The sequence below is a fragment of the Nitrospirota bacterium genome (assembly GCA_040752355.1).
Taxonomy (GTDB): domain Bacteria; phylum Nitrospirota; class Thermodesulfovibrionia; order Thermodesulfovibrionales; family Dissulfurispiraceae; genus JBFMCP01.
In genome coordinates, this window is record JBFMHE010000027.1 from 24157 (window position 1) to 44984 (window position 20828).

General features: G+C 61.5%; 19 protein-coding genes. 12 read left to right on the top strand and 7 right to left on the bottom strand.

Annotation, left to right across the window (positions count from 1 at the left end; all coding sequences use genetic code 11):
• Position 1: 1 nt before the first annotated feature.
• From AB1805_15645 to AB1805_15660, 4 genes are all read left to right on the top strand, one after another.
• On the top strand, positions 2-799 hold the full coding sequence (locus AB1805_15645) for a 4Fe-4S dicluster domain-containing protein (GenBank protein ID MEW5746864.1): 798 nt from the start codon (positions 2-4) through the stop codon (positions 797-799).
• A gap of 95 nt (positions 800-894) precedes the next feature.
• Positions 895-1551 carry a molecular chaperone TorD family protein gene (locus AB1805_15650; protein ID MEW5746865.1) on the top strand — a complete coding sequence of 219 codons (657 nt, stop codon included), beginning with the start codon at positions 895-897 and terminating at the stop codon, positions 1549-1551.
• A gap of 11 nt (positions 1552-1562) precedes the next feature.
• Positions 1563-2546 carry a hypothetical protein gene (locus AB1805_15655; GenBank protein ID MEW5746866.1) on the top strand — a complete coding sequence of 328 codons (984 nt, stop codon included), beginning with the start codon at positions 1563-1565 and terminating at the stop codon, positions 2544-2546.
• A 75-nt stretch (positions 2547-2621) separates the two neighbouring features.
• Positions 2622-3530 (top strand): cysteine synthase family protein, encoded by a 909-nt coding sequence (locus AB1805_15660; protein MEW5746867.1) that lies wholly within the window; start codon positions 2622-2624, stop codon positions 3528-3530.
• Positions 3531-3652: 122 nt separating this feature from the next.
• Here AB1805_15660 and AB1805_15665 read toward each other — a convergent pair whose 3' ends face one another.
• Both AB1805_15665 and AB1805_15670 read right to left on the bottom strand, forming a co-directional pair.
• Positions 3653-3853 carry a cold-shock protein gene (locus tag AB1805_15665; protein ID MEW5746868.1) on the bottom strand — a complete coding sequence of 67 codons (201 nt, stop codon included), beginning with the start codon at positions 3851-3853 and terminating at the stop codon, positions 3653-3655.
• 202 nt (positions 3854-4055) lie between these two features.
• Positions 4056-5438, bottom strand: a complete 1383-nt coding sequence (locus AB1805_15670; GenBank protein MEW5746869.1) for a glycerate kinase — start codon at positions 5436-5438, stop codon at positions 4056-4058.
• Positions 5439-5516: 78 nt separating this feature from the next.
• Between AB1805_15670 and AB1805_15675 the strand changes: the two genes are divergently transcribed.
• The 8 genes from AB1805_15675 (at position 5517) to AB1805_15710 (ending at position 16662) form a co-directional block, all read left to right on the top strand.
• Positions 5517-6920, top strand: coding sequence for a radical SAM protein (locus AB1805_15675; GenBank protein MEW5746870.1), 1404 nt, complete (start codon positions 5517-5519; stop codon positions 6918-6920).
• A 42-nt stretch (positions 6921-6962) separates the two neighbouring features.
• Entirely contained in the window at positions 6963-8210 is a 1248-nt protein-coding gene (locus AB1805_15680) for a glycosyl transferase (GenBank protein ID MEW5746871.1), read from the top strand.
• Positions 8211-8213: 3 nt separating this feature from the next.
• Positions 8214-8906 (top strand): DUF5752 family protein, encoded by a 693-nt coding sequence (locus tag AB1805_15685; GenBank protein ID MEW5746872.1) that lies wholly within the window; start codon positions 8214-8216, stop codon positions 8904-8906.
• A gap of 36 nt (positions 8907-8942) precedes the next feature.
• Positions 8943-10154 (top strand): glycosyltransferase, encoded by a 1212-nt coding sequence (locus AB1805_15690; protein MEW5746873.1) that lies wholly within the window; start codon positions 8943-8945, stop codon positions 10152-10154.
• A 34-nt stretch (positions 10155-10188) separates the two neighbouring features.
• The gene (gene treY / locus AB1805_15695) at positions 10189-13200 is read left to right on the top strand and encodes a malto-oligosyltrehalose synthase (GenBank protein ID MEW5746874.1); all 3012 of its coding nucleotides are present in this window, start codon (positions 10189-10191) and stop codon (positions 13198-13200) included.
• Positions 13201-13357: 157 nt separating this feature from the next.
• A complete protein-coding gene (locus tag AB1805_15700; GenBank protein ID MEW5746875.1) occupies positions 13358-14584 on the top strand; it encodes a glucose-1-phosphate adenylyltransferase in 1227 nt (408 codons plus the stop codon).
• Between the two features lie 36 nt (positions 14585-14620).
• A complete protein-coding gene (locus AB1805_15705) occupies positions 14621-15883 on the top strand; it encodes a glycosyltransferase (GenBank protein MEW5746876.1) in 1263 nt (420 codons plus the stop codon).
• 77 nt (positions 15884-15960) lie between these two features.
• Positions 15961-16662 (top strand): hypothetical protein, encoded by a 702-nt coding sequence (locus AB1805_15710; GenBank protein MEW5746877.1) that lies wholly within the window; start codon positions 15961-15963, stop codon positions 16660-16662.
• A gap of 10 nt (positions 16663-16672) precedes the next feature.
• Here the strand turns inward: AB1805_15710 and AB1805_15715 are convergent, their stop codons facing one another.
• The 5 genes from AB1805_15715 to AB1805_15735 form a co-directional block, all read right to left on the bottom strand.
• Complete coding sequence (locus AB1805_15715; GenBank protein ID MEW5746878.1) at positions 16673-17806, bottom strand: HD domain-containing phosphohydrolase; 1134 nt, start codon at positions 17804-17806, stop codon at positions 16673-16675.
• Positions 17807-17894: 88 nt separating this feature from the next.
• Positions 17895-18971, bottom strand: coding sequence for a chemotaxis response regulator protein-glutamate methylesterase (locus AB1805_15720; protein MEW5746879.1), 1077 nt, complete (start codon positions 18969-18971; stop codon positions 17895-17897).
• A gap of 2 nt (positions 18972-18973) precedes the next feature.
• A complete protein-coding gene (locus tag AB1805_15725; protein MEW5746880.1) occupies positions 18974-19495 on the bottom strand; it encodes a chemotaxis protein CheD in 522 nt (173 codons plus the stop codon).
• On the bottom strand, positions 19492-20367 hold the full coding sequence (locus AB1805_15730; GenBank protein ID MEW5746881.1) for a protein-glutamate O-methyltransferase: 876 nt from the start codon (positions 20365-20367) through the stop codon (positions 19492-19494). The genes AB1805_15725 and AB1805_15730 overlap by 4 nt, the downstream gene beginning before the upstream one ends.
• Before the next feature lie 18 nt (positions 20368-20385).
• On the bottom strand, positions 20386-20828 hold a 443-nt coding region (locus AB1805_15735), incomplete at its 5' end, for a chemotaxis protein (GenBank protein ID MEW5746882.1).

A 20828-nucleotide genomic window follows, 5' to 3' on the forward strand; every position in this document is an offset into this window, starting at 1 on the left:
GATGCCTAGATACGGAATGGTAATCGATCTGCAGAAGTGTGTCGGCTGCGGCGCCTGCGCCGTGGCCTGCAAAACCGAGAACAACACCCAGGACAGGGCAAAGGGACAGACCTTCAACTGGGCCGACTTTATCATGAAGGAAGAGGGGAAGTTTCCCAACGTGAAGTTTACGGCGATGCCGGTGCTCTGCAACCACTGTACTGACGCGCCGTGCGTCAAGGCATGCCCGGTCACGCCGAAAGCCATGTTCAAGACAAAAGAGGGCATCACCATGCACAACGACGAGCGCTGCATCGGCTGCCGCAGGTGCCAGAGGGCATGCCCCTACAGCTCGGAGAATGTGGAAAAGAGCGCTGCGGCCTACAGCGTCATCAGCTTCAACGATTTCTCCGATGAGGTGCACCCAATGTACAGGGATGGCAAAGAGCTGATCAAGGGCTGCACCGCCTCCGGAGCTGAAGTAGCGAAGGCAGCAGGGGAGGTGCCGCCGTACCGTACGCTTTATAAACACCCCGACTACGACAGCGTCCGGAGAAAAGGGGTCGTGGAAAAGTGCATCTTCTGCGAGCACCGGGTGAAGAACGGCGAACTGCCCTACTGTGTTGTCTCCTGCCCTGCAAAGGCGAGGATATTCGGCGACCTCGACGATAAGAGCAGCGAGGCTGGCAGGCTGCTGCAGAAGCATAGGGCGGTTGCCCTGAAGAACAATAAAGGCGAGCGCCTGAAGAGCGGCGAAAAGGGCACGAGGCCCAACATCTACTACATCAGGAGCTTCAGGGCCGAAGCGAAAAGAGCATAATCGCGAATCCGGGGAGCGGGTCGGCGCCGCTGCAGCCCCGCTCCCCGGATTCTCTGAGAGAGGGATCGTGAAAAAAACGCGTGCGCGAGGTGTCCATGGGTGATGAGGAATTCATCATGCAAGAGAGGGGGAGGCGCGACTGTTATCGGCTGCTCGCGGCCTGTTTCTATCAGCCGTCAAAGGAGCTCTTCCTGCAGGAGGATCTTTTTACTACGCTTGCCGGGCTTTTGAACCGGATCTGCCCTCAGGCAGCCGTGCATGCTGCTGCCATGGGCGAAGCGTTTGCACGGTATGACCACGGGGAGCTGCTGGTCGAGTATGCGCGGCTCTTTATCGGGCCGTATGGATTGCAGGCCCCCCCTTACGGTTCAGTGTATCTGGATGAAGGGAAGGGCGTGATGACCGATTCCACAGTCGAAGCGGTCAGGATGTATCGGACGGAAGGGCTCTCCATGGATGAGGACTTCAAGGAGCTGCCCGATCACCTTACTGTTCAGCTCGAATTCATGTATTATCTTGCCTTTAACGAGGTGAGGGCTTTGGAGAATGCCGAGACCGGGACCGCCCGGCAGTTCTCGGAGAAACAGCAGCGCTTTCTGAAAAGATTTCTCGGCGCGTGGGTTCCCCGCTTTTGCGGGCGCATAAAGGATGGCACGGAGAATACCTTCTATCGTTCCCTTGCCGAGTGCCTGGCCGTTTTTATCGAACATGAGCTCAGGGTAAGCACTGCGCCGGAGGCGTTAAAGTCGTAGAGAGGCAAACGGTGCTCAAGGAAAAAGTGTTTGACAGCGTAGTGAATGGTGAGAGCCGCATCGCGGTCGACCGGTCACGGTGCTTGAGAATGCGCTTCAACGAGTGCTCGTGCAGCCGGTGCAGCGAACAGTGCCGTTCCGGGGCGCTGGTCATAGGTGACGCCCTCCGGGTGAAGGAGCGTGCGTGCACGGGATGCATGCTCTGTGCGGCGGCGTGCCCTTCGGACTGCTTTACCGTAACCGGCCTCGATTTTTACTCGCTCGTGAACAGGCTCAGGAAAATACCGGTTCCTGTCCTGGGCTGTAAGGCGCGGCCCGATCTCCCTGCCCATGAGAGGACCTTCTGCATGGGTTTTTTATCGGAGGAGCATCTGATCGCCCTTGCAGTGTTCATGAAGGCGCCGCTCCAGATCAATCTCACCGGGTGCGCGGCATGCGGGAACGGCTTCATACGTGCGGCGCTGAAGGGGAGACTGCAGGCTGTCCGTGAAAGGACATCGCTCGTTCTTATGGATAAGATCGTGCTGGTCGGCGATGCCGCGCTCCTGGAGTACCGGGAGGTATCCTATGACCGCCGGGGATTCTTCAGGGCGCTGAGGGATCTTACCTTCGTGCATGCTGCCGGGCTTTTCGAAGAGGAAGCGGCAGGAGGCAGCGAGCAGGCATATTCGGCCAAAGCGGTGCCCCTCAAACGGGAAATGCTGAACAGGGCGGTGGGCGTGCTTCCCGAAGAGCACGCCCGGGAGGTGCTGAACGCGTATTACTATTCGGTTCTGATCGGCGACAGCTGCACGAAGTGCTTCGCCTGCGTAGGGATGTGTCCGACCGGAGCCTTGAGGAGTGCATCGGGACGACCCGGCCCGGCCCTGATTTTCACCAGCGCTCTCTGCAGCGGCTGCGGGCTGTGCGAAGCGTTCTGCTCTTGCGGCGCGCTTCACGTTGCACGGGGATTCAACCGCCGGGGCACCTCTGCCCCTGGAGAAACAGGCTCTTAACGCCGCGCCCTCTTTATTGCAATTCCCTTTTTCAGCATAGTACAATCGAGGGAATAAACAGCGGCAAGGAGCGTCATGGGAATTCTCGATTGCATCGGCAGTACCCCGCTCGTCAGCATAGAGGGCATGAACCCCAATCCGAAGGTCAGGCTCTTCGCCAAACTGGAAGGGAACAACCCCGGGGGGTCGGTAAAGGACCGCGTAGCCCTGTATATGGTCGAGGCCGCGGAGCGCGAAGGAAGGCTCACGCGCGACAAGATAATCCTCGAGGCCACCTCGGGCAATACCGGGATCGGGCTCGCGATGATCGCCGCGGCGAAGCGGTACCGGGTCAAGCTGACGATGCCGGCCTGCGTCAGCGTCGAGCGGCGGAAGGCGCTCGAGGCCTTCGGCGCAGAGCTCATCCTGAGCCCGTCCGAGGAGGGCACCGACGGCGCGATCCGGCTTGCGCACAAGATACTCGCCGAGGCGCCCGACCGCTACTTCATGCCCAACCAGTTCGACAATCCTGCGAACATCCAGGCGCACTACGAGACGACGGGGAGAGAGATATGGGAGCAGACCGGGGGCGGCGTTACCCACTTCATCGCAGGGATGGGCACGACCGGCACCCTGATGGGCGCCGGCAAGCGGCTCAAGGAATATAATCCGGGTGTTGCGATCGTCGGCGTCGAGCCGGTCAAGGGGCACCGGATCCAGGGGTTGAAAAATATGTCCGAAGCGATCGTGCCGAAGATCTTCGCTCCGCTGCAGCTCGACGAGCGGCATGTGGTGAACGACGAGGAGGCCTTCGATGCCACGCGGATGCTCGCGATCAAGGAGGGCATCTTCGTCGGCATGTCGAGCGGCGCTGCAATGCATATCGCCCAGAAGCGCTCGAGCGAGCTGCGGGAGGGTGTGATCGTCGTCCTCTTTCCCGACCGCGGGGACCGGTATCTCTCGACGGCCCTGTTCACGTCGGTCTGCGGCAAGTGTCCTCCCTGAGAGCGGGCTGATTCTCTTCTTTACTGCGGCGCAGGACGTCTCCCCATAAAAAAGCAGACCCCTGAGGGGTCTGCTTCGGTTCAACAGATTGTGGCGATTTCTGGCGAGGATGAGGCGGCGTATCAGCTCTTCGTTACATTCGCCGCCTTGGGGCCCTTGGGACCGTCGATGACTTCGAAGCTCACCGTCTGGCCCTCGGCAAGGGATTTGAATCCATTGCCCTGAATCGCCGAGTAGTGGACAAATACATCGGCGCCGTTGTCACTGGTGATGAATCCGTACCCCTTGGCATCGTTGAACCACTTCACCGTCCCGTTCATCATACTGCACTTCCTCCTTGCTGACATGAGTTCTTAGGATTGCAGAGCTGCACCCCTACTGCCGCAAGGCTGAAAACCCTGCGGTAAACGATAAAGACTCTGAGTTTCAGATAAAGTATTGCACAAAAAAAAGGGGAGGTCAAGAAATTTTCGAGAAATTTTTCGAAGAGGGGTAACGGCGGTGCGGCGGCTGTTTTGAGGGCGGTTAGCGAACGAAAATGAGCTGCAGATCCATGACATTGGTGCCGGTCGGCCCGGTGATGAGCAGCTCCCCGGTCGTCTTGAAGAACGTATAGGAATTGTTGTTCCCGAGGAAGGTCCCGGCGTCGAGCCCTGCGGACAGCCCCCTCGACACGGTGGCGCCGTCGACGACCGCTCCGGCAGCATCGGTCGGGCCGTCGGTGCCGTCCGTCCCGGCCGAAAGGAGCGTAATGCCCTCGACGCCCGCGACCTCGATGGCAAAGGCGAGGGCGAGCTCCGTGTTCCTGCCGCCGCGGCCGCTGCCGGTGACGGTCACCGTTGTTTCGCCGCCCGAGATCAGGCAGAGCGGACAGTCCGCGCCGCTGCGGCGCAGGGACGCCTGCGCTTCCCGCGCTGCTCTCGCGAGCCGGCGGCCCGCCTCCCGCGCCTCGCCCGAGAGCTCCGAAGAGAGGAGGGCGGTCTCGAGGGAGAGCGCGGCGGCTTTTTCCGCGACGGCGTCGAGGGCTTTTTTATTGCTGCCGATGACGATATTCTCGACGCGCCCGAACAGGGGATTTCCCGCTTTCGGTGTTTCGGGCCAGATCCCCGACACCCCGCGGTAGATGATCTCGAGCGCCACCTGCGGCGACCGCTCCATGAGCATGTATTTGTCCAGCACCGCGAGGGCATCCTGGTAGATCGTGGGGTCGGGAGCGGTCGGACCCGAGGCGATGACATCGAGCTTGTCGCCGATGACGTCGGAGAGGATGAGGGTTACGACCCGGGCCGGCGCAGCGAGCTCGGCGAGACGGCCGCCCTTTACGCGCGAGAGATGCTTCCTGACGGTATTGAGCTCGTCGATGGTTGCGCCGGCCTTGAGCAGCAGGTCGGTGACCGCCTGTTTCTCGGCGAGCCCCATTCCGTCGTAGGGCGCGACGCAGAGCGCCGAGCCGCCGCCCGAGATGAGGCAGAGGACGAGCGTCCTTTCATCGGCCCGCTGGAGCAGGGAGATGATCTCCTCGGCGCCGCGGACGCCGTTTTCGTCCGGGACCGGGTGGCCCGCCTCGAAGACCCGGATCCCCCCTGGCCCGATCCCCCCTGGCCCGATCCCCCCTGGCCCGATCCCCCCTGGCCCGATCCCCCCTGGTATGAACGGGGCGAGGCAGTGGCCGTACTTGGTGATGACCACGCCGTCGGTGATGAGGCCGGGGAGCATATCCTCGACAGCCTTTGCCATGGGACAGGACGCCTTGCCGAAACCGATCACCACCAGCCGCTCGAACCCGCCGCCGTTGTATGCAGCGCGCAGGGTCGCTTCGTACCGGCGCACCGCCTCGTACGGATCGACCGCATGCAGCGCTGCATGGAAGAGATCGGCAAGGATGTCCCGCGGCGGGCGATGGGTCATGACTCAATTATACACGCAACGGCGCCGCACATGACAGGAGCCAATTGCACTATTTCATCGTTTTGCTATACTTTTAATATGTCTATCGAGACGGTCTCTTTTCTCGAGGTCAAACCTCCGGGACTCCATATATTCAGCAAATTTCCCATTCCGCGGCTCGGCGCTGTCCTGCTGGCGACACTCCTGCGCAACGAGGGGTACACGGTGAAGGTATTCGTCGAGGACATCGCGGAACCGGACTGGGCCTTCATTCACCGCTCCGACCTCGTCTGCATATCGACGATCACCTCTACCGCCCCGCGTGCATACCGCATCGCCGACAGCATACGGGAGCGGGGCATCCCGGTTGTCATGGGAGGGCCGCATCCCTCGTTCATGCAGGAGGAGGCGCTCCGGCACGCCGACTGCGTGGTGCGGGGCGAGGGCGATGAAACGCTCCCGGAGCTGCTCGCGTTCTTCGAGAACGGTACGCCCGCGCTCGACGCCATTCACGGCATAGCATACAAGGACGCTTCGGGGAGGGTGGTGGAGACGCCGCCGCGCCCCCTGCTCGCGGATTTGAACAGCCTGCCCGCGCCCGACCTCTCGCTCATCCATGGATGGAAGCCCACGCATATCTACCCGCTGTCGACGTCGCGGGGATGCCCTTTCAGCTGTACCTTCTGCTCGGTGATACAGATGTTCGGCAGGAAATACCGGTTCAGGTCCATCGAGAAGACACTGGAGGATATCCGCGGCGCGGTGGAGCGGAGCAGGGCGACCCTCTTTTTCGTGGACGATAACTTCGCCGCCCACAGACCGAGGGCAAAGGCGATACTGAAGGGAATGATCGCGGGGGGGCTGCGTCATGACTGGTCGGCGCAGGTGCGCACCGATGTCGCAAAGGATCACGAGCTCCTGCGCCTGATGGCCGACTCGGGATGCCACACCCTCTATATCGGGTTCGAGTCGGTCAACCCCCGGACGCTCGCCCTTTACGACAAGCGGCAGACCCTCGATGAGATCGTGTCCTGCATAAAGGCGGTCAGGTCGCACGGTATCGCCATCCATGGCATGTTCGTGCTCGGCGCGGATACGGACACGGCGGAGACGATCGGGCATACGGTACAGTTCGCCGTCGATCTCGGGATCGATACGGTGCAGTTCATGCCGCTCACCCCCGTGCCCGGGACGCCGGTTTTCGAGGAGATGGCGCGGACCGGCAGGCTCCTGCATACCGACTGGAGCAAGTACGATATGCATCATGTCGTCTTCCTCCCCGCGCAGATGCGGCCCGAAACGCTCCAGATAGAGTCGTTGCGGGCCATGGAGCGGTTCTATTCATGGGGCTATATCCTGCGGCGCCTGGCCCGCCTGGACCTCCACTATACGATTCTGGGGCTTTACGGCAATCGCGCGGTGAAGCGCGCGATGGAGGCGGCCCGGTCGTATATCGAGCATCTCCGGACCGTTCCCCCGCCGCTCACGGCGTGCAGCGAGTAATTGACCGGCACTGCAACATGCTCTTCGCACGAGGAGAGGGCCATGACGGATTTCTACCAGACGGGCGTCGTCGCCACCTTCCACCGGCTCGGTGCGGTCGCTCTCGAGCGCATCGAATCGGAGCTGGCGTGGCATTGCCGGGAACGGCCGATCGCCCTGGTGCTGCCTTCTCTCTACAGCGAGCTGCAGGGAGAGGCGCTCAAGGGGATACTCAGGGAGCTCCCCTCGGCCGGCTACATCAAGGAGATCATCGTCACTCTCGGGCCGGCAACGGAGGAGGAGTTCACCCATGCGCAGCAGTTCTTCTCCGATCTTCCCCAGAAGACGCGGATCATCTGGAACACGGGACCGAGGATCGATGCGGTCTACAAGGCGATAGAGTCCGAGGGGCTGCCTACGGGAGAGCACGGCAAAGGACGCTCGGTATGGATGGCCTGCGGCTACGTGCTTTCGCAGCAGGAGTTCCATGCCGTCGCCTTCCACGACTGCGACATTCTTACCTATGACCGGAACCTGCTCGCCCGCCTCTGTTACCCGGTGGTCAATCCCAACCTCGATTACGATTTCTGCAAAGGATATTACAGCAGGGTTACGGACCGGATGCACGGCAGGATGACACGGCTTCTCGTGACCCCGCTCGTACGCTCCCTCCAGAAGATCTTCGGCCACCATCCCCTCCTCGTCTTTTTCGACAGCTTCCGCTATCCCCTCGCCGGGGAGTTCTCCATGGACAGCAACCTGGCGCGGGTCAGCAAATTCCCCGGGGACTGGGGGCTCGAAATGGGCGTGCTCGCCGAGGTCTACCGGAATACCTCGATCCGGAGGGTCTGCCAGGCCGATCTCGCGGAGAACTACGAGCACAAGCACCAGAAGCTCTCGCCCGAGGACGAGACGCAGGGACTCCACAAGATGGCGGTCGATATCTGCAAATCCGTCTTCAGGACGCTCGCCGCAGAGGGGCTCGTCTTCTCCGAGGGACTGTTCAAGACCCTGCTCGCCACCTACGCCACGACAGCGCAGGACATGCTCAAGCGCTATGAAGACGACGCCGCGATAAACGGGCTGTTCTTCGACCGGCACCAGGAGAGCCTCGCGGTGGAGACCTTTACCAAGGGGATAAAGAAAGCGGCGAGGATCATCATGGATGACCCTCTCGGCGTTCCGCTCATTTCGAGCTGGGACAGGGTGACTGCGGCCATCCCCGATATCCTCTACCGGCTCAAGCGGGCGGTAGAGGAGGATAATGCGGCCGTCGCACTTGCTACAGAACAGCTTGCCTCCAGGAGGTAGGGCATGGAGACCGCAACCAAACCCTTCGAGTTCAGGCAGTGCATTACCATCCTGAAAGCAACCGGGAGGAAGGCGAAGAACCTCCGGGAGCTGCGGGACGTACTCGCCGTGATCAACACCGAATCCATATTCCATCACGTGTACCAGTATTTCCTGAAAGGCCACATCCTCGAATATACGAACGACTTCGCCCAGTGGGCGGGGATAGTCCTGGAAGAGCGGGCGCTCTCGGAGCAGCTCTCGAATATCGACCCGTTCGCCTTCGACACCACCGATGCGCTCCGTCATGAACTGGTGGAGGTCGTCGATCGCTATCTCCGTACGTTCCCGGACCCCGGCGACGTGCTGCCGGGAGAGGAGTTTTTCTTCAACCAGACCGTCACCCTCATCTTCCCGTCAGATATACGGGCGAAGAACCTCGCCGAGTTCCTCATCGCCATGCGCTACATCGACGGCAGCTCCATCTACTACCACTTCTACGAGGCGAGGACGCGTCTCGGCAGCAGGATGGACGACTTCGCGAAGTGGTTCGAGGAGGTCCTGGGCAAGCAGGAACTCGCGCAGCGGCTGCGCTCCGTCGACCTCTTCATGCACTCCATCGAGGGGATACGGGAGCACATCATCGAGGCGGTCGAGGAAGAGGTCAGGAGAGGCATGTACGGAGCGCTGAAGGAGACCCCTGCGCTTGCCCGGTAAGCGCGGGATAGGGGGCACGACAAAGGAGGGATTACCATGCTTGACCAGTATGCCGGCATAGCGCCCAAGGCTGACCTGATGCTCCTCGAGCAGCTCGGGGAGGAGCTGCAGGGCAGGTCGTTCCTGCATGTCAACTCGACCCGCGCCGGCGGCGGCGTCGCCGAGATACTGCAGCGGATGCTCCCGATCCTCACTGCCATCGGCATCGACGCCCGCTGGGAGGTGATCGAGGGCGACGCGAGCTTCTTCGATATGACCAAGAAGATGCATAACGCCCTTCAGGGCACCCCCGAGACGATAACGGGGACCATGTGGGAGCACTACGCCGATGTCAACAGGAGGAACGCGGAACGGCTCGACCTCGACGCCGATGCCGTCATCATCCACGATCCGCAACCGGCGGCATTCATCGATTTCAAGCGGGAGGGGTGGTGGATCTGGCGGTGCCATATCGATGTGTCGAACCCGGTGCGCGAGGTTGTGGACGGCATCGTCCGCTACGCGCGGCGGTACGACGCCGCGGTCTTTTCGGTCGCGCGGTTCGCATGGGCGATGGGCACCGATGAGTTCATCATTCCGCCGTCCATCGACCCTCTCAGCGATAAGAACAGGGAGATGGACGCCACCGAGATCCGCCTGGTCCTCGACCGGCTCGGGATACCCACGGACCGTCCGATCGTCCTGCAGGTCTCCCGCTTCGACAGGTTCAAGGACCCGATCGGCGTGATTCAGGCCTACCGCATGGTCAAGAAATACAACGACTGCATCCTCGTCCTCGCCGGCAGCCCCGCCACGGACGACCCCGAAGGAGAGGTGGTGCTCAACGAGGTGAGGGAGTATGCTGCGGACGACCCGGACATTTATATCCTGCTCCTGCCTCCCTTCAGCGACCTCGATATCAACGCGCTGCAGCGCAGCGCCACCGTCATCCTCCAGAAGTCGCTCAAGGAGGGGTTCGGCCTGACGGTCTCGGAAGCGATGTGGAAGGGGAAGCCGATCATCGGCGGCGCGGTGGGCGGCATTCCGCTCCAGATCGTCCACGGCGTCACCGGGTTCCTCGTCCATTCGGTCGAAGGCGCCGCTTTCCGGATACGGCAGTTCCTGAACAACCCGGCAATGGCGCGGCGCATGGGCGAGCGGAGCAGGGAGTATGTGCGCGAGAATTTCCTCATAACGCGCCAGACACGGGACTATCTTTCGGTGTGGTATACGCTCGAAGCGGGAAGAAAGACGGTCATCGAGGTCTGACATCCGCGCGTTTCCGTCTCATCATACGGGAGGGATGACTATCGCTACGCCGGATCCGTACGAAACGAGAATACCCGTCTCAACCTATCGGCTCCAGTTCAACTATCAATTCACGTTCGCCGACGCGCGGAAGATCGTCGGGTACCTCTACGACCTCGGCATCAGCGATATCTACGCCTCTCCTTACTTCAAAGCGAAGAAGGGGAGCCTCCACGGCTACGATATCGTCGATCCCAATACGCTGAATCCCGAGATCGGCACCGGGGAGGAGTACGACGAGCTCGTCCGGGCCCTGCAGGAGCGCGGGATGGGCCAACTCCTCGACATCGTTCCCAATCACATGTGCGTCACCGGCGAGGAGAACGCATGGTGGATGGATATCCTCGAGAACGGCCCGAGCTCGCGCTATGCGGAGTTCTACGATATCGACTGGAACCCCGTAAAAAAGGAGCTTTACCGCAAGGTCCTCCTGCCCTTCCTGGGAGATCAGTACGGGAGGGTCCTCGAACGGCAGGAGCTGCTGCTCCATTTCGACCACGGCGCCTTCTTCGTCACCTACTACGAAAACAAGTTTCCGCTCAACACCAGGACCTGTCTCTTCATTATCAGTTATCGCCTCGACGACCTGAAGCAGCGGCTCGCGGAGGACGACGAAGACCTCATCGAGCTCCTCAGCATCGCGACCGCCCTGCAGCACCTCCCCTCGTACGACGAGAAGAGCGACGAGAAGGTGGACGAGCTCTACCGGGAGAAAGAGATCGTCAAGAAGCGGCTCTGGACTCTCTACTCCCGGAGCGAAGCGATCCGGCGCTTCATCGATGAGACGGTCCGGCTCTTCAACGGACAGAAGGGCGACCCGTCGAGCTTCGACCCGCTTCACGCGCTGCTCGAACAGCAGCCGTACCGCCTTACCCATTGGCGCGTGGCGACCGACGAGATCAACTACCGCCGCTTTTTCGACATCAACCAGATCGCCGGGGTGAGAATGGAGAGCATCCGGGTGTTCAACGAGACCCACCGGCTCACCCTCGCGCTCGTGGGGAGCGGGAAGGTGACGGGGCTCCGCGTCGATCACCCCGACGGGCTCTATAACCCTTCGGAATATTTCCGCTGGCTCCAGAAAGGCTGCTTCATAAATATGAGGGGCGCGCTGCTGGGAGACCCGAAAGCTCCGCTCCCGCTCTCGCTCGATAATCACGAGGCCGGCCCCGCGAACGAGCCCCTGCGCCGCTACGAGGAGATCCTGCGCGAGCGCCCCGATTACAAGCCGTTCTACATCGTCGGAGAGAAGATCCTGACCAAGGGAGAGCGCATGCCCGAGGACTGGCCGATCTTCAGCACCACGGGATATGTCTTCATGAACTCGCTCAACGGCATCTTCGTCGCGACCGAGCACGCGCGGGATTTCGATCTCCTGTATGAGCGGTTCATCAAGGAACGGAAATCGTTTCCCGATATCGTCTACGAAAAGAAGAAACTGATCATGCAGGTCGCGATGTCGAGCGAGGTGAACACGCTCGGCTATCGCCTCAACTCCCTTGCGGAAAGCGACCGCCACACCAGGGATTTCACCCTCAACAGCCTCATCGGCGCCATCGTGGAGGTGATCGCGTTCTTTCCCGTTTACCGGACCTATACGAACACCTGCGAGGTGAACGAAACGGACCGGCGGTACATCGAGATCGCGGCAGCCAAGGCGAAGCGGAAGAACCGTGCGATCAGCGAATACATCTACGATTTTCTCAGGGATGTCCTCCTGCTCAGGTTTCCCGAAGACTTCACCGAGCAGCAGAAGCAGGAATGGCTCTACTTCGTCACGAAGTTCCAGCAGCTGACCGGCCCGGTCATGGCGAAGGGGCTCGAGGATACGTCGTTCTATGTCTACAATCGCCTCGTCTCCCTTAACGAGGTGGGCGGCAGCCCGGACCGCTTCGGGATCCCCCTCGAGACCTTTCACGGTCAGAACCTGGAGCGTATCAAGTACTGGCCCCATGCGCTGATCGCGTCGTCGACGCACGACGCGAAGCGGAGCGAGGACGTGCGGGCGCGCATCAACGTGCTTTCGGAGATCCCCGCCGAGTGGCGGGCAGCGCTCGTGAGGTGGAAGCGCTTCAACAGAAAGAGGAAGCCCGTCGCCGAGGGCAGACCGGTACCGGACCCCAACGATGAGTACCTGTATTACCAGACCCTCGTCGGGGCCTGGCCCTTCGGCACGCTGGATGAGGCCGGCTACGGGGCGTTCACGGCGCGCATCAAGGAATACATGCTCAAGGCGGTGCGGGAGGGAAAGGTCAATTCGAGCTGGATCAACATGAACGGACCCTACGAGGACGCCCTGATGACGTTCGTCGACGCCACGATGGACAATGCCCCGGACAACGAATTCAGGAGGGATATCGAGGCGTTCCAGAAGGTGATTGCCGCATACGGCATATTCAACTCCCTTTCACAGACCGTGCTGAAGATAACCTCCCCCGGCGTGCCCGATTTCTATCAGGGCACCGAGCTCTGGGCCCTCAGCCTCGTCGACCCCGACAACCGCCGGCCGGTCGACTACGGGGTGCGGGCGCGCATGCTCGCGGAGCTGAAAGCGAGAGAGGAGGAGGATATCCCCGGGCTGCTCGGGGAGTTGCTCGCTTCTGTCGAGGACGGGCGGGTGAAGCTCTTCGTCACCCGCAAGGCGCTCACCTACCGGCGGGACCGGAGTGACCTCTTCGCACGGGGTGAGTATGTCGCCCTCCATGCCGTAGGGGAGAGGGCGGACCACCTCTGCGCCTTTGCCCGACGGCTCGAGACGCTGACCGCCCTTACCATAGTCCCGCGCTTTGTCACCCGGCTGGCGGCCCCCGGGAAAGGCCCGCCCCTCGGCGAGAGGGTGTGGGGGGAGACCGCGGTCGTGCTCCCCTTCGACAAGGGGGAGACGCCGTACCGGAACCTGTTCACCGGCGAGATCGTGCGCGCCCGCGAGCACAACGGCGCCGCAGCGCTGCTCCTGCGCGACGTGCTCGCACATTTCCCTGTGGCCCTCCTGGAAAGGAGTGTATAATTTAAGTAACGCGCAGGGGAAACTCCGGGACATCCTGAACGTCAATGCCTGAGAGCCCCTGATAAATTAAAGGTTTGGAGTTGAGCGAGCATACTGTGCCTCATCCGACTCCCTCTGCTCATTCCGTTAGACGCTCTTAACCCCCATGGTGGATCATATGGCCCATCCGAAGATTCTCGCTTTTGTTCTGGCCGGCGGCAAGGGAGAGCGGCTCTTCCCGCTCACCGCCTTTCGCTCCAAGCCGTCGGTGCCGTTCGGCGGCCGCTATCGCATCGTCGATTTCGCCCTCAGCAATTTCATCAATTCCCATATCTATTCGCTCTACCTCCTCGTGCAGTACAAGTCGCAGTCGCTCATCGAGCATGTGCGGCAGAACTGGGTCCTGTCCTCGATCATCGGCAGCCACTTCGTCACCGTCGTTCCTCCGCAGATGCGGATGGGGCCCGAGTGGTTCCAGGGGACTGCGGATGCGGTCTTCCAGAACATCAACCTCATCCGCGAGCATAACCCGGAGCTGGTGGTCGTCTTCGGGGCGGACCATATCTACCGGATGGACATACGCCAGATGATCGACTTCCACCTCGCGAACGATGCGGTCGTCACCGTGGCGGCCCGGCCGGTGCCGCTCGATCAGGCCTCCTCCTTCGGCATCATCAAGGCGGACGCCGACCGCCGCATCACCGGCTTCGAGGAGAAGCCGAAGAAAGCGACCCCCATGCCCGGCGACCCCGGCAGGGCATACGCCTCGATGGGCAATTATATCTTCCGCACCGAGGTGCTGCTCGACTCGCTCGCCAAGGCGCAGCGAAAGAAGCAGCACGATTTCGGGGCTCACGTGATCCCCGGCCTCCTCGAGACAGGAAGGGTCTTCGCCTATGATTTCGCTACGAACACCATCCCCGGGACCATGCCCTACGAGGAGAAGGGCTACTGGCGCGATGTCGGGACCATCCCCGCCTTTTTCGACGCCCATATGGACATGCTGGGCGAGACGCCGACCTTCCAGCTCTACAACAGGCGCTGGCCGATTCACCCCATCATCCACGAAGGGCCAGCATCGCGTATCCTCCGGGGCGATATACGGAACAGCGTCGTCGCGGAGGGGGTGATCATCCACAAGGCTAAGATACGCAACTCCGTCATCCGGAGCGGCGTCATCATCGAGAACAATGTCAGCATCGAGGACTGCATTATCATGGATGATGTGGTGCTCAAGGAAGGGTGCCGTCTGCACCGGGTCATTGTCGATAAGTTGAATGTCATCAAAGAGCACGAGCAAATCGGCTTCGACCGCGATAAAGACCGGTTCCATTGTCATATCGACCCCTCGGGCATCGCTGTCGTCCCCAAAGGCGGCCTGCTGATAAAGTCGCCGCGAAAGTAGCTCCTCCTGCACCATCATGCCGCACAGGAACGATCCATGGCAGACAGCGCCTTACTGAGAAAGGAGATCAAGGAGCGGATACGGGAGATCGGCGAGGCGGAGATCGCCGTCGGCATCCCGAGCTACAATAACGCCCATACCATCGGACATGTGGTGCGGGCGGTGCAGGCGGGGCTGGCCAAGTACTTTCCGACGAGGAGGGCGGTGCTGATCAACTCGGACGGAGGCTCCACGGACGGGACCATGGAGATCGTCGAGGAGACGACGATCGAAGACCTCCAGTCCATTCTCCTGGCTCACCGCGTCGAACCGGTGCTGAAGATAGCAACCCCGTACCATGGAGTCCCCGGCAAAGGGAGCGCGTTCCGGACGATCTTCGAAATCGCGAGCGCGCTCAAGGTGAAGGCCTGTGCGGTCATGGACTCCGATCTGAGGAGCATCGCCCCCGAGTGGATCGAGCTCCTGCTCAAGCCGATGATCGAGGGAGAGTTCGACTACGTGGCTCCCCTCTACCACCGCCACAAGTACGACGGCACCATCACGAACAGCATCGTCTACCCTCTTACCAGCGCCCTCTACGGAAAACGGGTGCGGCAGCCCATCGGAGGGGATTTCGGCATGTCCGGCCGGCTCGTCGATTTCTATCTCTCCAAAGAGGTGTGGGAGAGCGATGTGGCGCGGTACGGTATCGACATCTGGATGACCACGACCGCCATCGCCAACGGGTTCCGGGTCTGCCAGTCCTTCCTGGGCGCAAAGATACACGACCCGAAAGACCCCGGCGCCGATTTGAGCGCCATGCTCTACCAGGTGGTCGGCTCTGCCTTCGACCTCATGGAGACCTACGCTTCTGTCTGGTCCCGGGTGACCGGCTCGGAGCCGGTGCCGACCTTCGGGTTCCAGTATACGGTGGGGCTCGAACCCATTGCGGTCAATGTCGACCGGATGATCGACAAGTTCCGCCTCGGCGTCGAGGAGCTTGCGGGGGTATGGAGAGGGGTGCTCAGCGGGCGTATCATGCAGTTTCTCACGGAGGTCGACACCTCGTCCAGAGACCGGTTCCACATCCCCGATGAGCTCTGGGCGGATATCGTCTACAGTTTCGCCCTCGCCGAGCACCGCAATGTCATAAACAAGGGTCATCTGCTCAAGTCGCTCACCCCCCTCTACATCGGGAGGACGGCATCCTTCGTGCTCGAGACGCTCGAGAGCGATGCACGGGCGGTAGAGGCGAAGATCGAGGCCCTGCGCGCAGTGTTCGAGCAGAAGAAAGAGGCGTTCGCGAGGGGGTGGGGCTGACGGGGCACGCGGGGGCGCGGCACCGCTCAGCAGAGCGGGACGTACCGATACGTCGATAGCAGGGAGAGGAGGCGATAATGGGAGACGTGGTTGAGAGAGTGCTCATCGAGCCGGTCAGGGCCTTCGGCGCCAAGATCATGCAGTTCCTTCCTAACCTTTTCTCTGCGCTCTTCATCCTGATCATCGGGTTTCTTGCGGCCTGGGCGGCGCAGTTCCTCCTTGCCCGGCTGTTCAGGACGCTCAATATCGACAAGTTTTCGGAGCGGTCGGGCGTGAACAGGATCATCGTCAGGAGCGGCATACGGGAGCCCTTCTCGCTCATCCTGGCGCAGTTCGTCGGCAGCCTCGTGCTCCTCGCCTTCGCCATCGTGGCGATGGGGACCCTGAATGTCCCGGCGATAGAGACGGTGCTCCAGAAGTTCTTTCTCTATCTCCCGAACATCTTCGTCGCCTTCCTCCTGATCCTTTTCGGATACCTGTTCAGCAACTTCTTCGGACGCGCCGCGCTGATCGCCTCGGTCAATGCAGGGGTGCGGACAGCGGGGATGATCGGGAGGCTGGTCAGGATGGCGATCCTCCTCTTCTCGCTCGCCGTAGCCCTCGAGCAGCTGGGGATCGGGCGGACCACCGTCGCCATAGCCTTTGCCGTGCTCTTCGGCGGCGTCGTCTTCGCCCTTGCGCTCGCCTTCGGCCTGGGGGGCAAAGAGCTGGCCAAATCCTACCTCGAGAGCAAAGTGTTCAGGGAGGAGCGGGAGGACGACGATATCGAGCATATGTAAGCCGGACCGGTTACTGCTCCTGGATACTTCCCTCGGAGAGGCGATAGATGTCGTCGAAGACAGGGGCGACCTCGGTGAACGCCCTGAGCACGGCGGGGTCGAAGTGGCAGGGCAGGGTCCTGCCGTCGCCTTCCGTGATGATGCCGAAGGCCTCACCGTGGCTGAGGGGCGCCTTGTAGGGACGCTTGCTCCGCAGCGCGTCGTACTGATCGACGAGCATGATGATCCTCCCTTCGACCGGGATATCCTCTCCCTTCAACCCCCGCGGATATCCGGTGCCGTCCCACCGCTCGTGGTGGTTCAGGGCGATGGAGGCCGCCATCCTGATATTGTCGTGGGACGAGTTGGCGAGCATGTCATGCCCGATGGTGGTATGGGACTTCATGAGCTCGAACTCCTCCTTCGTCAGCTTGTCCGGCTTCAGGAGAATGCTGTCCGGGATGCCGATCTTGCCGAGATCGTGCATCGCGCTGGCGAAGGAGATGGTCTCGACAAAGTTCAGCGTCATGCCGAGGGCCTCGGCCAGTTTGTTCGAGTAGAGCCCTATTCTCGAAATGTGGGTGCCCGTGTCGGTATCACGGTACTCCGCTACCGCGGTCAGGCGCTGGATGATCTCCTTGTTGAGGGCGCGGACTTCGGTGAGCGCCCTCGCCAGCTCCTGGGTCTTCTGTTCCACCATGTTTTCGAGCTGCAGCGTGTAGTTCCTCTCGATTTGTACGAGGCGGCCGTATTCGAGGGCCTTTCCTATGGTATGCATGAGGTACTCGGTCGCAAAGGGCTTGATGATGAAATCGAAGGCGCCTTTCCGTATGGCGTCGACGGCGGTATTGAGCTCGGCATATCCCGTCATGAGGATCACGGGGATATCCGGGTAGACGCGGTGGAGCTGTTCGAGGAGGTCGAGCCCCGACATGACCGGCATCCTGATGTCGGTCAGGACGACATTGACCGGATGGTCTTTGCAGAGGGTGAGCGCCTGCCTGGGATTGATACAGGCGATAGCGGTATAGCAGTGTGCTTCGATGAGCGTTGCTACGGTGCTGAGGACGTAGGGGTCGTCATCGACGACCAGTACCGTTCCCGCGCTATGCGATGACATCCGAACGACCTCTCCTTCCATGACATCCCCTATACTATATACCATAACCGGCTCTTTAATAAATACGCCGCCCCGCCTGCCGGGTCGGCCCTGTCTCCGGTGAGGCGTCGTCGCCTTGCTTCGCCGCAGCGCTTCAGGCGCCTCGCCTGATGACCTCCCGGGGGATCTCGTCGAGTCCGGCGACTTTATCGACGGCGCCGAGCTTGATCGCCTCTTTCGGCATGCCGAAGACCACGCAGGAGGCCTCGTCCTGGGCAATCGTGTAGGCCCCCGCCTCTTTCATCTCGAGCATTCCCCGCGCCCCGTCATCCCCCATGCCGGTCATGATCACCCCTACGGCATTGCTCCCCGCATACCGGGCCGCGGACCGGAACAGGACATCCACCGAGGGCCGGTGGCGGCAGACGAGGGGGCCTTCCTTGATCTCGACGAAATACCGCGCCCCGCTCCGCTTCAGCAGCATATGGCGGTTGCCCGGCGCGATCAGTGCCCGGCCCCGCAGCACCGTGTCGTTGTCTTCGGCCTCCTTGACCGTAATGCTGCAGAGCGTATCGAGGCGCTGGGCAAAGGAGGCGGTGAACCGCTCCGGCATATGCTGTACGATGACGATTCCCGGTGCATCGGGGGGCATGGCCTCAAGGAACGCCCTGAGGGCCTCCGTGCCCCCGGTCGAGGCCCCGACCACCACCACCTTCTCCGTGGTCTGGATCATCGCCTTCGAGGTCGGCTTCGCCAGCACGGCGTCGGCCGTCAGCTTGGGGGTGACCTGATGGGCGGTCTCCGAAATCTTTTTCACATGGGCCATTGCAGCGGCCTTCACCGCATCGCAGATGGCAATGCGCGACTCCTCGAGAAACTGCTTGGTGCCCATCCGGGGCTTCTGGATGATGTCCACTGCACCGTACTCGAGGGCCCGTATCATGGTCTCCGAGCCCTTCTCGGTAAGGCTCGAGCACATGACCACGGGGATGGGGTGCTGGCTCATGATCTTCTGCAGGAAGGTGAGGCCGTCCATGCGGGGCATCTCTACGTCCAGAGTAATGACATCGGGCACGGCGGCGCGGATCTTGTCCGCGGCGATGAAGGGATCGCCGGCGGTGCCCATTACCTCTATCTGCGGGTCCGACGACAGGACATCCTCCATCGTCTGGCGCACTACCGCCGAATCGTCTACAATCAATACTTTTATCTTTCGCGCACCCTTATGCATAATCACGAGGCGGCGTCAGGGAGGTCGGTCTGCTGCAGCCGCTTCAGCAGGACCTCGCCCGTATGCGTGTAGAAGTGGATCTTCCTGCCGCCGTTCCCCCCGACATCGTAGGTGGCGAGGGTCAGCCCCTCTCCCTCGAGGGCCTGCAAAGCGATATCTATATTCTGCCTGCCTACGTTTGTTGCATTGCCCCTTCCTTTTGCGGAGATCATATCGGCGCCGCCGAAGAGCTTCACCTCGATCTCGTGAGGGGGGATGCCGAGCTTCTTGAACCGCTCCGCCATGCGCTGGATGGAGCATTCGACATACTTGAATCCCTCGGTGCAGCTGCCGTCACAGCTCCGCTTCTCCCTGCACGCGGGCAGCAGCCCGTGGCAGATGGCGCCGATCCCGGCGGCCGGAGCGAACATCGTCACCGATACGCAGGACCCGAGGACGGTCGTCACCACCGTCGGCGTCTGGGCGATATGCACCTCGCCTGGCTTGAGGTAGACCGCTGCCGGAGGCTCGGGGCGGGGGCTCATCCCTGCCTCCGGTAGACAGTCGGCGCCGCCGAGACGAGCGGCACGTTGAGGCCGTTCAGCGTCTCCGAGTGGCCCATGAACAGATACCCCCGTGGCCCCAGGTGGCGGCAGAACTTGTTCAGGAGCCGCTCCTGGGTGGGCCGGTCGAAATAGATTATTACGTTCCTGCAGAAGATGACATCGATAGGCTCGCGGAACCCGAAGTCCTCGTCCATGAAGTTCAGTCTCCGGAACTTCACCGTCTCTCTCAGCTCGGGTACCACGCGCACCAGCCCCTTGCTCCTGTCCTTGCTCCTGAGGAAGTACTTCTGGAGCAGGGCGGGCGCAACGGGCTCGACGCGGTCTGCCTCGTAGATGCCGGTCTTTGCCTTCTCGAGCACCCGGGTCGAGATATCGGTGGCGAGGATCGTGAAGGAGAATCCGCGGTACTGCTCGGCGAACTCGCTCAGCACGATGGCGAGGGTATAGGGCTCTTCACCGCTGGAGCATCCGGCGGACCAGACCGTGAGCGTGCGCTCCGTGCCGGCGCCCTCGGAGCGGATCAACTGGGGGAGGGCCGTCCTGGTGAGATAGTCGAAGTGGGTGGGCTCGCGAAAGAAGTCGGTCTTGTTCGTGGTGACCATATCGATCATGGAGACCATCTCGCGCTCGACTCCTTCGGGACTGAAGAGGTAGTCGCAATATTCGGCAAAACTGCGCAGGCCCAGGCTGCGCAGCCGCTTCTGGAGGCGGGCCTCCAGCATGGTCTTCTTCGACGGCGGCATCTTGATGCCGCACTCGCCATAAATGAACTCGCTGAGCCGCTTGAAGTCCTTTTCGGACATGGCTGCCGTACCGATGCCCCGCACGGGATGAGTGCTCTCTGTTTCCATGGTCCTCGCCGTTATCCTTCAGAACCGTTCGAACTCGTCGTCCTGTGCGGCGCCTGAGCCGTTGCCGTTTCCAAGGCTCAGTGCTACTCCGGAGTTTTTCACCGGCCTCACGGTGTATCCCGTAGAGGCAATCTTAGCCCTGGCAGCAGCCCTCTTTGCCGGTGCACCCTCAACAGTACGGAGCTGTGCCGCACCCCTGCTGCTATCACTGACTTTGAAGAAGGCGATGGCGCTCTGGAGCTGCTCGGCCTGGGAGGCGAGCTCTTCCGAGGTCGAGGCCATCTCCTCGGACGCCCCTGCATTCTGCTGGATGACCTGATCGAGCTGCTGGATCGCCTTGTTGATCTGCTCGGCCCCGGCGTTCTGTTCGCTGCTTGCCGCCGTGATCTCCTGCACCAGCTCCGCCGTCTTCTGGATGTCGGGGACCAGCTTCTGGAGCATCTCGCCGGCTGCCTCCGCCA

Bases quoted from the DNA above. Each gene is read 5' to 3' on its own strand.
- AB1805_15645 (MEW5746864.1), top strand. From the start codon at position 2: ATGCCTAGATACGGAATGGTAATCGATCTGCAGAAGTGTGTCGGCTGC.
- AB1805_15650 (MEW5746865.1), top strand. From the start codon at position 895: ATGGGTGATGAGGAATTCATCATGCAAGAGAGGGGGAGGCGCGACTGT.
- AB1805_15660 (MEW5746867.1), top strand. From the start codon at position 2,622: ATGGGAATTCTCGATTGCATCGGCAGTACCCCGCTCGTCAGCATAGAG.
- AB1805_15665 (MEW5746868.1), bottom strand. From the start codon at position 3,853: ATGATGAACGGGACGGTGAAGTGGTTCAACGATGCCAAGGGGTACGGA.
- AB1805_15670 (MEW5746869.1), bottom strand. From the start codon at position 5,438: ATGACCCATCGCCCGCCGCGGGACATCCTTGCCGATCTCTTCCATGCA.
- AB1805_15675 (MEW5746870.1), top strand. From the start codon at position 5,517: ATGTCTATCGAGACGGTCTCTTTTCTCGAGGTCAAACCTCCGGGACTC.
- AB1805_15680 (MEW5746871.1), top strand. From the start codon at position 6,963: ATGACGGATTTCTACCAGACGGGCGTCGTCGCCACCTTCCACCGGCTC.
- AB1805_15685 (MEW5746872.1), top strand. From the start codon at position 8,214: ATGGAGACCGCAACCAAACCCTTCGAGTTCAGGCAGTGCATTACCATC.
- AB1805_15690 (MEW5746873.1), top strand. From the start codon at position 8,943: ATGCTTGACCAGTATGCCGGCATAGCGCCCAAGGCTGACCTGATGCTC.
- treY (MEW5746874.1), top strand. From the start codon at position 10,189: ATGACTATCGCTACGCCGGATCCGTACGAAACGAGAATACCCGTCTCA.
- AB1805_15700 (MEW5746875.1), top strand. From the start codon at position 13,358: ATGGCCCATCCGAAGATTCTCGCTTTTGTTCTGGCCGGCGGCAAGGGA.
- AB1805_15705 (MEW5746876.1), top strand. From the start codon at position 14,621: ATGGCAGACAGCGCCTTACTGAGAAAGGAGATCAAGGAGCGGATACGG.
- AB1805_15710 (MEW5746877.1), top strand. From the start codon at position 15,961: ATGGGAGACGTGGTTGAGAGAGTGCTCATCGAGCCGGTCAGGGCCTTC.
- AB1805_15715 (MEW5746878.1), bottom strand. From the start codon at position 17,806: ATGGTATATAGTATAGGGGATGTCATGGAAGGAGAGGTCGTTCGGATG.
- AB1805_15720 (MEW5746879.1), bottom strand. From the start codon at position 18,971: ATGCATAAGGGTGCGCGAAAGATAAAAGTATTGATTGTAGACGATTCG.
- AB1805_15725 (MEW5746880.1), bottom strand. From the start codon at position 19,495: ATGAGCCCCCGCCCCGAGCCTCCGGCAGCGGTCTACCTCAAGCCAGGC.
- AB1805_15730 (MEW5746881.1), bottom strand. From the start codon at position 20,367: ATGGAAACAGAGAGCACTCATCCCGTGCGGGGCATCGGTACGGCAGCC.